This window comes from Cellulomonas algicola (genome assembly GCF_003851725.1).
GTDB classification, from domain to species: domain Bacteria; phylum Actinomycetota; class Actinomycetes; order Actinomycetales; family Cellulomonadaceae; genus Cellulomonas; species Cellulomonas algicola.
The window spans coordinates 1-12,339 of record NZ_BHYL01000238.1; the positions used below are offsets into that span (position 1 = coordinate 1).

The 12,339-nt window shown below is 74.6% G+C and carries 12 protein-coding genes; 9 read left to right on the forward strand and 3 right to left on the reverse strand.

The features are described from left to right. Positions 1-851, reverse strand: an 851-nt coding sequence (locus CTKZ_RS14775; protein ID WP_124343655.1) for a carbohydrate kinase family protein, incomplete at its 3' end; no start/stop codon positions are given. Positions 852-1,002: 151 nt separating this feature from the next. On the opposite strand from CTKZ_RS14775, the gene CTKZ_RS14780 reads away from it, so the two are divergent. From CTKZ_RS14780 to CTKZ_RS14815, 8 genes are all read left to right on the forward strand, one after another. Next, on the forward strand, positions 1,003-1,185 hold the full coding sequence (locus CTKZ_RS14780; RefSeq protein WP_124343656.1) for a hypothetical protein: 183 nt from the start codon (positions 1,003-1,005) through the stop codon (positions 1,183-1,185). 62 nt (positions 1,186-1,247) lie between these two features. After that, a complete protein-coding gene (locus CTKZ_RS14785; RefSeq protein ID WP_124343657.1) occupies positions 1,248-1,466 on the forward strand; it encodes an alpha amylase C-terminal domain-containing protein in 219 nt (72 codons plus the stop codon). Between the two features lie 133 nt (positions 1,467-1,599). Continuing rightward, a complete protein-coding gene (locus CTKZ_RS14790) occupies positions 1,600-2,448 on the forward strand; it encodes an STAS domain-containing protein (protein WP_124343658.1) in 849 nt (282 codons plus the stop codon). Beyond that, a complete protein-coding gene (locus CTKZ_RS14795) occupies positions 2,448-2,855 on the forward strand; it encodes an STAS domain-containing protein (protein ID WP_124343659.1) in 408 nt (135 codons plus the stop codon). Before CTKZ_RS14790 ends, CTKZ_RS14795 begins: the two co-directional genes overlap by 1 nt. Beyond that, complete coding sequence (locus CTKZ_RS14800; RefSeq protein ID WP_124343660.1) at positions 2,852-3,265, forward strand: ATP-binding protein; 414 nt, start codon at positions 2,852-2,854, stop codon at positions 3,263-3,265. Before CTKZ_RS14795 ends, CTKZ_RS14800 begins: the two co-directional genes overlap by 4 nt. Next, positions 3,262-4,284, forward strand: coding sequence for an ATP-binding protein (locus CTKZ_RS14805; RefSeq protein ID WP_200829761.1), 1,023 nt, complete (start codon positions 3,262-3,264; stop codon positions 4,282-4,284). The genes CTKZ_RS14800 and CTKZ_RS14805 overlap by 4 nt, the downstream gene beginning before the upstream one ends. Beyond that, the gene (locus tag CTKZ_RS14810) at positions 4,281-6,005 is read left to right on the forward strand and encodes an ATP-binding response regulator (RefSeq protein ID WP_124343661.1); all 1,725 of its coding nucleotides are present in this window, start codon (positions 4,281-4,283) and stop codon (positions 6,003-6,005) included. Before CTKZ_RS14805 ends, CTKZ_RS14810 begins: the two co-directional genes overlap by 4 nt. Then, a complete protein-coding gene (locus CTKZ_RS14815; RefSeq protein ID WP_124343662.1) occupies positions 6,002-7,597 on the forward strand; it encodes a fused response regulator/phosphatase in 1,596 nt (531 codons plus the stop codon). Before CTKZ_RS14810 ends, CTKZ_RS14815 begins: the two co-directional genes overlap by 4 nt. A gap of 256 nt (positions 7,598-7,853) precedes the next feature. Here CTKZ_RS14815 and CTKZ_RS14820 read toward each other — a convergent pair whose 3' ends face one another. Together CTKZ_RS14820 and CTKZ_RS14825 are read right to left on the reverse strand one after the other, a co-directional pair. After that, positions 7,854-9,629, reverse strand: coding sequence for a glycoside hydrolase family 13 protein (locus CTKZ_RS14820; protein WP_124343663.1), 1,776 nt, complete (start codon positions 9,627-9,629; stop codon positions 7,854-7,856). Between the two features lie 144 nt (positions 9,630-9,773). Beyond that, positions 9,774-10,844 (reverse strand): LacI family DNA-binding transcriptional regulator, encoded by a 1,071-nt coding sequence (locus tag CTKZ_RS14825; RefSeq protein WP_235843501.1) that lies wholly within the window; start codon positions 10,842-10,844, stop codon positions 9,774-9,776. A 213-nt stretch (positions 10,845-11,057) separates the two neighbouring features. Between CTKZ_RS14825 and CTKZ_RS14830 the strand changes: the two genes are divergently transcribed. Further along, positions 11,058-12,302: a sugar ABC transporter substrate-binding protein gene (locus CTKZ_RS14830; RefSeq protein WP_124343665.1), complete on the forward strand. Its 1,245-nt coding sequence runs from the start codon at positions 11,058-11,060 to the stop codon at positions 12,300-12,302. Positions 12,303-12,339 lie beyond the last annotated feature (37 nt).

Here is a 12,339-nt window from a genome sequence, read left to right on the forward strand (position 1 = left end):
AGCGCGGCACCGACGCCCGGCGTGCCGACCGCGAGCGCGCCGCACGCGGACGCCCGGGCGAGCGCGGCCGGGTGCGGCAGTCCGTCGAGGACGCCGTGCAGCAGGCCGGCGAGGAACGCGTCGCCCGCGCCGTCGGTGTCGACCACGCGGTCGACGGGCGCGGCGGGCACGTCCCACCAGCCGTCGGCGTCGCGTGCGATCGCACCGGACGCGCCGGCGGTGCACACCGCGAGCCGGGCCCCGCGCGCGACCGCGGCGTCGAGGTACGCGGCCGGGTCGGCGAGCCGGTCGGCGCTCACGAGGAGCACGTCGGCGGCCTGCGCGAACGGGCGCGCGTACCCGGTGGCCGTGCCGTCGTCGTCGTGCACGTCGCACCACACGGGGACGCCCGCGGCGCGCGCGGCGGCGAGCACGGGCCGGCTGTGGTCGGCGAGGTCGACGACGGCCGCGGCCGCGCCGTCGAGCAGCGCGCGGACGTCGTCGGGGACCGGATCGACGGCGCGGGCGGGCGACGGCAGCGCGAGGTACAGGGACAGCCGTGCGCCGTCGTCGGCGAGGACGTTGACGTGGCGCTCGGAGCGCCCGTCGGCGGCGGCTTCGGCGCGCAGGGTCACGCGCGGGTGGTCGAGCGCGGTGCGCACGCGGGGTGCGTGCTCGTCGTCGCCCAGGACGGTGCGGAGCGTCACGTCGAGACCGAGTGCGGCGAGCGTGAGCGCCTTGCCCGCGGACGTCCCGCCGAGGCCGTCGTGCGCGGCGGTCGCGAAGACGGTCGCGCTGCGCGGCTCGGGCAGCACGGGCAGCCGGATCGTGGTGTTCCACGAGGCGGGACCGGTGACGAGGACGCGCGGCACGTGGCCAGCGTAGGGGCGCGGCAACGCCAGGGTGAGGCGTTCGGAAACCTGCTGCAACTCGTTGCAGGCCTGCGACGGTGGTGACGACGGCACACCCGCGCCACCGCAGGAGCATGTCCTGGGCGGGGAACGGTGGACGTCGTACCAGCCCGTGAGCCACCGGCTCGAGTACCGGCTCGGCACCCGCGAGGAGTTCGCCGACATGGTCGCGTCGTGCCACGACGCGGGCGTCGACGTCTGGGCAGACGCCGTGCTCGACCACATGACGGGGCAGGGCGAGCCGGGTACCGGCTGGGCCGGGACGCCGTGCACGCACGACTCCGCGGGCCCGTGACGTCGCCGCCGTCCTCGACCCGCTCCCCGAGGGCACCGACGTCGTGCAGGAGGTGATCCGCGGTGCGGGGGAGTCGATCACGCCTGGGGTTCGTCGTCGTCGACGCGGGCGACGAGCCGCTGCGCACCGAGCTCGTCACGTCGTTCCCGGACGGCGACTACTGTGACGTCCTGACGGGCACGACCGACGACTGCGCACGCACCCGCGTCGTCGACGGCCGCACGACCGTCGACGTCCCTCCGCACGCCGCGCAGGCGTGGCACGTCGGCCGCACGGGCTGACGAGCCGCCCGCGCGGCCGGACGGGGGACACCTCACCCACGTCGGGGTCCCCCCGACCAGGCGCTGTAGAGTCACGGCGCCGCCGCCTCGCGCTCGTCCGAGCGTCGCGACACGTCCCCGATCGGAGTTCCGCATGCCCGCAGCCGACGCCGCCCGCCTCGCCGCGATCCTCCAGGACAGGCGCGGTGAGATCGGCGCCGCCTGGCTCGACCGTGTCGTCACCGAGCTGCAGGGCCGCATCACGCGTGCCGAGGCGGAGCGCGAGCAGACCGACATCTTCGACGCGCTCGTGGGCGGGCTGCTCGCGGGCGGCGAGCGGCTCGACGCCCCCTCGTTCGACTCGCTGCGCAGCCTCCTGAGCGACCTGTCCGCGACGCGTGCGCGACTCGGCTTCACGCCGCGCGAGACCGCCGTGGGCGTGTTCGCGCTCAAGGAGGGGCTCTACGACCTCGCCGGCCGGGGCGACACCGAGCGCGTCGACGACGTGGCCGCCCTGCTGCGGCTCGTCGACGACCTGGGTCTGTTCACGTTCGAGTCGTTCGCCGCCGCGCGTGAGGGGATCATCACCGAGCAGGCCGAGCAGCTGCTCGAGCTGTCGACGCCTGTCGTGAAGCTCTGGGAGGGCATCGTCGCCGTGCCGCTGGTCGGCACGCTCGACTCGGCGCGCACGCAGGTCGTCATGGAGAAGCTGCTCCAGACGCTCGTCGAGACAGGGTCCGAGCACGCGATCATCGACATCACCGGCGTCCCCGCGGTCGACACGCAGGTCGCGCAGCACCTCCTCAAGACGGTCGTCGCGGCGCGCCTCATGGGTGCCGAGTGCACGATCAGCGGCATCCGCCCGCAGATCGCGCAGACGATCGTCGCGCTCGGCATCGAGTTCGGCGACATCCGCACCAAGGCGACGTTGGCCGACGCCCTGGTCGCGGCCCTGCGGGCCAACGGCAGCGCGCGCACCGCCGGCGCGGTCGCGGGGGCCTGATGGACAGCGTCCCGATCCTCAAGATCGGCTCGACCCTGCTGGTCTCGATCCAGGTCGACCTGCAGGACCAGTCGGCCCTCCAGCTCCAGGAGGACCTCGCCGAGCGCATCACGCAGACCGGTGCCCGCGGCGTCCTCATCGACATCTCCGGGCTGGAGATCGTCGACAGCTTCATCGGCCGGATGCTCTCCTCGATCGCCGGCATCTCGCGCGTGCTCGACGCGACGACGGTGGTCGTCGGCATGCGGCCCGCCGTCGCGATCACGATGGTCGAGCTCGGGCTGTCGTTCGACGGCGTCCGGACGGCGCTCGACGTCGAGAAGGGCCTGCGGCTCCTGCAGCCCGACGACGAGGACGTCGCCCCCGAGCAGCTGCTCCTCGCGCTCGCCCCGGACGCGCCCGCGTGACAGCCGACCCGGTGACGTCCGAGCGGCTCGCCATCACGACCGACGGCGACGTCGTGCGGGTGCGCCAGGCCGTGCGCGGGCTCGCCCAGGGCGCGCGGCTGTCGCTCGTCGACCAGACGAAGCTCGTGACCGCCGCGAGCGAGCTCGCACGCAACACCCTGATCTACGGCGGCGGCGGCGAGGCCGTGCTGTCGGTCGAGTCGAACGGGCGGCGCACGGGTGTGCGGGTCGAGTTCCGCGACGAGGGCCCAGGCATCCCCGACCTCGACCTCGCGATGACGGACGGCTGGACGAGCGGCAGCGGGCTCGGGCTCGGCCTGTCGGGTGCGCGGCGGCTCGTCGAGCACTTCGAGATCGACACGGGACCGGGGCGCGGCACGCGTGTGGTGATCGCCTCGTGGTCGCGGTGAGTGCGGACGGCACCGTCGAGGACGTCGCCTGGTTCACGGTCGACCACGTGAGCGCCACGGGCACCGCCCGCCGTGCCGCCGCGTCGCTCGCGCGTCGCGTCGGGATGTCCGAGGAGCGCGCCGGCGAGATCGCGCTCGTGGTCGCCGAGCTCACCGGCAACCAGATCAACCACGCGGGCTCCGGCTCGCTCCTGCTGCGGGTCCGGCACGCCGCCGCCGGCCCGGTGGTCGAGGCCGTGGCGGTCGACTCCGGCCCCGGGATGGTCAACGTCGCCGCGTCGCTCACGGACGGCGTGTCGTCGGCGGGCACGCTCGGCATCGGGCTCGGCACGTTGTCGCGGCTCGCGACGTCGTGGGACATCTGGTCGCGGCCCGGCTCGGGCACGGTGATCACGGCCGCGTTCGCCGACGTCGACGCCGAACTGCCCGGGATCCCCACCGCGGTCGGCGTGACCCGGCCGATGACCGGCCAGGACGTGTGCGGGGACGCGTACGCGATCCGCACGGACGACGGCGTGCTCACCGTGATGCTCGCCGACGGGCTGGGGCACGGTCCGCTCGCGGCCGCGGCGAGCACCGAGGCCGTGCGCGCGTTCCGCGGTGCGGCGCCCGGCGGCCCGCTCGCGCTGCTCACCGCCGTGCACCGGGCGCTGTCCGGCACGCGGGGGGCGGCGGTCGCGGTCGCGCGGCTCGACCCGGGTGAGGTGCGGTACGCGGGCGTCGGGAACATCGCGGGCGTCGTCGTCGACGGGGCCGCGCGGCGGGGCATGATCAGCCACCCCGGGATCGCGGGCGCCCAGGCGCGCACGCTGCGCGAGGCCGTGTACCCGCTGCCGCCCGGAGGCCTCGTCGTCCTGCACAGCGACGGCGTGACCGAACGGCACGACCTCGCGGGCTACCCGGGTCTGCTCGCGCGCACGTCGCTCGTGGTGGCCGCGGTCCTGCTGCGCGACTTCGGGGTGCGGCGGGACGACGCGAGCGTCGTGGTGGCCCGCGCCGGCGCGGCGGTGCCGGCGTGACGGGCGGCTCCTCGGTCCGGCGGCTCGGCACGGTCGAGCTCCTCACCGACGGCGACGTCGTGCTGCTGCGCCAGGTCGGTCGTGAGGCCGGCGGGCTGCTCGGTCTCGACGGTCAGGACCAGGTGCGGCTCGCCACGGCGCTGTCGGAGGTCGGCCGCGAGGTCGCCGGGACCGCGGGGGGACTGGCGGTGCTCGAGGTCGACGGTGCGCCCGGCGCGCCGGAGCTCGTGGTGCACGTCCTCGGTCGTCCGGCGCGGGGTGGGCGCGGCGACGTCACCGGCGTGACGGCCGCGCAGCGGCTCGTCGACCGGGTCGACGTGACGTCCGACGCCGACGGCAGCCGGACGGTCGTGCTGCGCAAGGCGCTGCCCGACGCGCGGGCGGTGTCGCCCGCCCGCCTCGACGAGGTCCGCGCGTCGCTGTCCCGTCCGCGCGCCGCCGACGCGCTCGGCGAGCTGCGCGTGCAGAACACCGAGCTCGTGCGTGCGCTCGAGGCCCTCGCGGCCCGCGAGCAGGACCTCGTGCGCGCGAACGAGGAGCTCGAGGAGACCAACCGCGGCGTCATGGCGATGTACACGCAGCTGTCCGACGAGCTCGAGGAGACGAACAGCGGCGTCGTCGCCCTCTACGCCGAGCTCGACGAGCGCGGACGTCAGCTCGCCGCCGCCAACGACGCCAAGACGCGCTTCCTGCGCAGCGTGAGCCACGAGCTGCGCGCGCCCGTCAACTCGATCCTGGGCCTCACGTCGCTGCTCGCCGAGGGTGCGCTCGACGAGGACCAGCGCATCCAGGTCGGCTACCTCGACTCGAGCGCACGCGCGCTGCTCGGCATGGTCAACGAGCTCCTCGACCTCGCGCGCGCCGAGTCGGGACGGCAGCACGTGCACCGGGTCCGCGTCGACCTCGCGGCGCTGCTCGGCGACCTCCAGGGCACCGTGCGCCCGCTCCTGCGGCCCGGCGTGGCCCTGCACGTCGACGTCCCGACGGGTGTCGAGCTCCACACCGACCCCGACCTCCTGGGCCGCGTGCTGCGCAACCTGCTGACCAACGCCGTGAAGTTCACGGACGCCGGCGCGGTCGACGTCGCGGTCACGGTGCCCGAGGACGGCGTCGTGGTCGTCACCGTCCGGGACACGGGCATCGGGATCCCCGCCGAGCACCTCGAGACGGTGTTCGAGGAGTTCTTCCAGGTGCCGAACCGCCTGCAGCCCTCGGCCAAGGGAACGGGCCTGGGCCTGCCGTACGCGCGGCGCGTCGCCGAGGCGCTCGGCGGGTCGCTCCAGGTGGCGAGCGTCGTCGGCGAGGGCAGCACGTTCACGCTCACGCTCGAGCGCACGACGGCCCCGGCGCTCGGACGCGTGCTCGTCGTCGACGACGACGACGCCGCGCGCGCGGTCGTGCGCGGTCTCCTCGCACCCTCGGCGGCCCAGGTCGTCGAGGCACGCGACGGCGCCGAGGCGCTCGACGTGATCGCCGCCGGGGCCGTGGACGCGGTGCTCATGGACGTGCGCATGCCCGGCGTCGACGGGGTCGCGGCCCTGCACACCCTCCGCGCGGACGCGCGCTGGTCGACGCTGCCGGTGGTGCTCATGTCGACGCTCGACGAGCCACCGGTCGCGGGCGTGCCGTTCGTCGCGAAGACGGCCCTGGACGCCGACGGTCTCGCGGACGTCCTCAGCCGCGCGACCGGGACGGCCGGTGCGACGGAGGTCGCACCATGACCGACGCGACCGCGCGCGTGCTCGTCGTCGACGACACCGAGGCCCACCGGTACGTCATGGCCAGCTGGCTGCGCCGGGCGGGCTACCAGGTGACCGAGGCGGCGACGGGCCGGGCCGCGCTGGACGCCGCCGCGGGGCACGACGCCGTGGTCCTCGACGTCAACCTCCCCGACATGTCCGGCTTCGACGTGTGCCAGGTGATCAAGGCCGACCCGGCCACCGCGGTGCCCGTCGTGCACGTGTCGGCGACGAGCATCGACGCCCGGGCCCGCACCTCGGGGCTCGAGCGCGGCGCGGACGCCTACCTGGTCGAGCCGCTCGACCGGGACGAGTTCCTCGCGACCGTGGCCGGCCTGTGCCGCTCGCACCGGGCCCGTCGCGGCATCACCGAGCACGCCCGCCGGCTCGCGGACCTCACGGCGGCGGTCGTCCCGCTCGGCTCGGCGCGCTCGCTCGACGACCTCGTCGCCGCGGCGGCGCAGGGGGCGGCGACGGTCTTCGGTGCCCCGGTCGTGGTCGTCGCGACGGCGGTCGACGGCATGGCGACCCGGGTCGTGAGCCCGGGGCCGGGTCGTGCGGTCGTCCGCGGGCGGCTCCTCGCCCCGGCGGCCGAGCCCGACGCCGACCACCCCTACCCGGTCGCCGCGCAGGACACCCCGGGCGTGTGGCGCGAGATGCTCGACCGTGCCGGCGTCCCCGCGACCGGCTGGCACGTCACGCCGCTGCACGACGCGTCCGGGCGGCACCTCGGCGGGTTCGCGGTCGCGGTGCCGGACGGTCCGCTCGGCCCCGACGACGCCGACCTCGCGCAGCAGCTGGGGGAGGCGCTGACCGGTGCGATCGGCACGCTCCGGTCGTTCGCGCAGGAGCACCACATCGCCCTGACGCTCCAGCGCTCGATGCTCCCGCACGCGCTGCCGACCCCGCCCGGGATCCGGATGGCCGCCCGGTACAGCGCGTCCGACGCGCAGCTGAGCGTCGGCGGCGACTTCTACGACGCGCTCGAGCTGCCCGACGGCAAGGTCGCGGTCGTGATCGGCGACGTGCAGGGCCACTCGCTGCGCGCGGCGACGGTCATGGCGCAGCTCCGGTTCGCGCTGCACGCCTACCTCGTCGAGGGGCACCCGCCGGCCCGCGCGCTCGACCTGCTCAACGAGCTGCTCATCCGCAGCCACCCCGAGCTGGTCACGGTGTGCGTCGCCGTGGTGGACCTTGGCGACGGCAGCATGGAGGTCGTCAACGCCGGGCACCTGCCGCCGCTGCTCGTGTCCGCCGACGGCGCGCGCTACCTCACGGGGTCGTCGCCGCTGCTGGGCGTGCGGCTTCCGAGCGAACGGCGCACCACGACGGTGCCGCCGTCGGGCCCGTGCACGCTGGTCCTGGTGACCGACGGCCTGCTCGAGCGCCGCTCGGGCCACATGGCCGACTCGCTCGCGCGCATGGCGGAGGTCGTGGCGGACGCCGGCACCCTCGACCCGGGCGAGCTGTGCGACGTGCTGCTCGGCCGGTTCGACTCGGCCGAGCGCGGCGACGACGTCGCGGTGCTCGCAGTGCACCTCACGGGCGAGCACCCCGACGCGCCCGTCGCCTGACGAGCACCCGGGCGCGGACGAGGTCCCCGGCTCCTCGAGGCCCTGGCCACGCCCGCGGCGCGGTCAGGGCACGAGCACGAGCCTGCCGGCGGGCCCGGCGGCCGCGACCGCCTGACGTCCCGGTCCCGCTCGCAGACCGTGCGCGACGCGGGCGGACCACGGACGACCGACGCACGACCGCCCCGGGAGGTGCCCCCGGGGTCGGGGCGCACCCCCGCGGGGCGGTCGACGGTCCCGCGTCGCGCGGGCGGTGCGTTCAGGCGGTCGCGCGGACCCACACGGTCGTGTCCGACGGGACGAGGACGGCACCGTCGGTGTCGGTCGCGGTGTCGCCCGACGCCAGGAGCACCTCGGTGCCGGCGGGCAGCACGACGGGCTCGGTGCCGAGGTTGGCGACGACGAGCACCTCGCGGTTGACGAACGCGACGACGTCGTCGCCGAGGCCGGTCGCCCAGGTGAGGCCGCCCGAGCCGAGCTGCTCGGCCCGGCGCGTCGCGAGCGCGGCGCGGTACGTCTCGTAGGTCGAGCCGGCGACACCGCGCTGGGCGTCGAGCGCGTACGCCGCCCACGACGCGGGCTGGGGCAGCCAGGTCACGCCCGTGGGGGAGAAGCCGAAGCCCTCCTCGCCGGCCGCCCACGGCAGCGGGACGCGGCAGCCGTCACGCCCGCGCTCGGCACCGCCCGTGCGGAAGAACGCCGGGTCCTGGCGCAGGTCGTCGTCGAGCGCGGTGTGGTCCGGCAGGCCGAGCTCCTCGCCCTGGTACAGGTACGCCGAGCCGGGCAGGCCGAGCATGAGGAGCGTCGCGGCGCGGGCCCGGCGCAGGCCGAGGGCCTCGTCGGGCTGCTCGTCGCCCACGCCGATGCCGTTGGGACGCGAGCCCGGCACGGACAGACCCAGGCGCGACGCGTGACGGACGACGTCGTGGTTCGACAGCACCCAGGTCGTCGGCGCGCCTACGCCGTCGGCCGTCACGTACGACGCCTCGATCACGTCGCGCAGCTGCGGTGCGTCCCACGGCGTCGCGAGGAACGCGAAGTTGAACGCCTGCTGCATCTCGTCCGGGCGCACGTACAGCGCGAGGCGCGACAGCGGCTCGACCCACGCCTCCGCGACGAGCGCGCGGTCGCCCGCGTACTGCGCGAGCACGCGGTTCCACGCGCGGTAGATCTCGTGCACGCCGTCCTGGTCGAACATCGGGCCGCGGTTGCCCGAGCCGGTGACCTCGTCGGCGCGCGACGGGTCGTCCGCCTCGGCCGGCACGGCCTCGTGGCCGTCGACCTCGTCGACGCCCTCGATCATCGAGACGTGGCCGTCCCAGTCGGGCAGGCCCTGCTCCTTGACCATGCCGTGCGCGACGTCGATGCGGAAGCCGTCGACGCCCCGGTCGAGCCAGAACCGCAGGACGTCCTCGAACTCGGCGCGGACCTCGGGGTGCTCCCAGTTGAGGTCGGGCTGCCGCGAGTCGAACAGGTGCAGGTACCACTGGCCGGGCGTGCCGTCGGCGTTCGTCGTGCGGGTCCACGCGGGGCCGCCGAAGATCGACTGCCAGTTGTTCGGCGGCTCCTCGCCGTGCTCGCCGCGCCCCTCGCGGAACAGGTAGCGCTCGCGCTCCGGCGAGCCGGGGCCGGCGGCCATGGCCTCGACGAACCACGCGTGCTCGTCGGACGTGTGGTTGGGGACGAGGTCGACGATCACGCGCATGCCGAGCTCGTGGGCGCGGCCGAGCAGCGTGTCGAAGTCGTCGAGCGTGCCGAACAGCGGGTCGACGTCGCGGTAGTCGGCGACGTCGTAGCCGGCGTCGGCCTGCGGCGAACGGTAGAACGGCGACAGCCAGACCGCGTCGACGCCCAGCTCGGCGAGGTGGGGGAGGCGCGACGTGATGCCGGGCAGGTCACCGACACCGTCGCCCGACGCGTCGGCGAACGACCGCGGGTAGACCTGGTAGATCACCGCGGTGCGCCACCACTCGGCGTCGGGGGAGCCGGGGGCGTGCACGAGGGTGTGCAGGGGCCGGGAGTCGAGCGTCGTCATGCGGGCATGCCTCTTTCGGGTGGATCTGGGGAGGGGAGGCGTCGTCGCCGGAGGAGCGGTGCGGAAGACGGCCGCGAGGCCGCGCGAAGGCTCCGGGTCGGACCAGGGTAGGCAGCGGCTGCCGGGGTCCGGCAAGCCTGCCGGTCAGGCGGGTGCCGGACCGTCCGCCGGGGTTCCGGTGGTCAGGGAGCCGGTCGCGACGGCGTGCGCGGGGGCGGCGCCCGTGGAGCCGCGCACGATGAGCTCGGGGTGGAACTTGAGCTCGGTGCGCGACGCAGGTGTCCCGTTGATCTCCGCGACGAGCGCCGACACCGCGGCGTGACCCATCGCCTGGACCGGCTGGCGCACGGTCGTGAGCGGCGGGTCGGTGAAGGCGATGAGGGGCGAGTCGTCGAACCCGACGACGGAGACGTCGCCCGGCACGGACAGCCCGCGGGACCGGGCGGCCCGGATCGCGCCGAGCGCCATGAGGTCGGAGCCGCAGATGATCGCGGTGTGCCCGGAGTCGATGAGGTCGAGCGCCGCGGCCTGTCCGCCCTCGACGGTGAACAGCGTCGACACGACGTGCCCGGCGGGGTCGTCGACGCCGAGGTGCCGCTGCAGGTTGACCGCGAACTCCTCGCGCTTGCGGCGCGCGGGCACGAAGCGGTCCGGGCCGATCGCGAGGCCGATGCTGCGGTGCCCGAGCGACGTGAGGTGCCGGAACGCGAGGTCGAGCGCGGCGGCGTCGTCGGTCGACACGGTCGGTGCGTCGACGCCCTCGGCCCAGCCGTTGACGAGGACCACGGGCAGCCCGCGGCTGCGCAGCCGGTGGTACCGCTCCTTGCTCGCGGTGGTGTCGGCGTGTAGGCCGGAGACGAAGACGATGCCGTCGACGCCGTGCTCGAGCAGCATCTCGACGTACTGGTCCTCGGTCGTCCCGCCGGGGGACTGGGTGCACAGCACCGCGGTGTACCCGCGCTCGGTGAGCATCGTCTCGATGACCTGCGCGAACGCGGGGAACACGGGGTTCGAGAGCTCGGGGACGACGAGGCCGACGAGGCCGGCCGAGCGGGTGCGCAGCTTCTCGGGGCGTTCGTAGCCGAGCACGTCGAGGGCCGCCAGCACGGCCTGCCGTGCCTGGGCCGACACGCCGTGCTTGCCGTTGAGTACCCGTGACACGGTCGCCGTGCTGACGCCGGCCTGCTCGGCCAGGTCCGTCAGACGGGTGCGCACGGGTGGCAGCGTAAGGGACACGGGACCTCCTCGTCCTGGGCTGTTCGTGGTCGAGGCGAGCCCGTTCGTGACGCCGCTGCAACCGTTGCCTGAAAGTTACCGTAACGACTTGCAACGCGCGGTGCAACGACGTAACTTTCCGTCGCACCAGGCCAGCGTCGGTGGGAGCACCGCCGGAGCGGGCACTCCCTCTGCACCCCTTGGAGAGACACGATGCGACGGAGCATCCCTGTCGTCGCGGCGACCCTCGGCCTCGCGCTGACGCTCGCCGCGTGCTCGGGCTCGTCCGGCGAGACGACGGACGACGCGTCCGAGTCGTCCGCGGCGAACGCCGGCACCCTGACCGTCTGGGTGGACGACACCCGGTCCGGCCCGGTCAAGGAGGTGGCGACCACCTTCGAGAAGGAGAAGGGCGTCACCGTCAAGCTGGTCCAGAAGGACTTCGGCGACATCCGCGACGACTTCATCTCGCAGGCGCCGACCGGCCAGGGCCCCGACGTGATCGTCGGCGCGCACGACTGGCTCGGCAAGCTCGTCCAGAACGGCGTGGTCGCGCCGATCGAGCTCGGCGACAAGGCGGAGGACTTCCTCCCCGTCTCCACGCAGGCCATGAGCTACGAGGGCACGCTGTACGGCCTGCCGTACTCCGTCGAGAACATCGCGCTCGTCAAGAACAAGGACCTCGTCCCCGACGCCACGCCCGCCTCGTTCGACGAGCTCGTCGCGCAGGCCAAGGCGGCCGGCACGCAGTACTCGGTCCTCATCCAGCAGGACGAGAAGACCGGCGACCCGTACCACATGTACCCGCTGCAGACGTCGTTCGGCGCCCCCGTCTTCGGCACCGACGCCGACGGCGCGTACGACGCGTCGCAGCTCGCGATGGACTCCGACGGCGGCCGCGCGTTCGCCGCGTACGTCGCCAAGCTCGGCGCCGAGGGCGTCCTCAACACGTCGCTCTCGGGTGACGTCGCCAAGGAGGCGTTCATCAACGGCCAGGCGCCGTACATGATCACCGGTCCGTGGAACGTCGGCGACTTCGTCAGCGCCGGCATCAACGTCGGCATCGAGAAGGTGCCGTCCGCCGGTGGCCAGCCGTCGCAGCCGTTCGTCGGCGTGCAGGGCTTCTTCATCTCCGCGAAGTCGAAGAACGCGCTCCTCGCGAACGAGTTCGTCGTCAACTACCTCGGCACCAAGGACGTCCAGCTCGCCATGTACGAGGCGGGCGGTCGTGCCCCGGCGCTGCAGTCGGCGCTCGACGAGATCGGCGACGACCCGATCGTCGGCGGCTTCGCCGAGGTCGGCAAGGACGGCGTCCCGATGCCGTCGATCCCCGCGATGGACACCGTCTGGGCCGACTGGGGCGCCACCGAGGTCGCGCTCGTCAACCAGCAGGGCGACCCCACCGCGCTGTGGAACCAGATGACCGCCTCGATCGCCGGCAAGATCGCCGCGAGCTGAGCACCCGTCCGGCGACCCGGCCCGCCCCGGCCGGGTC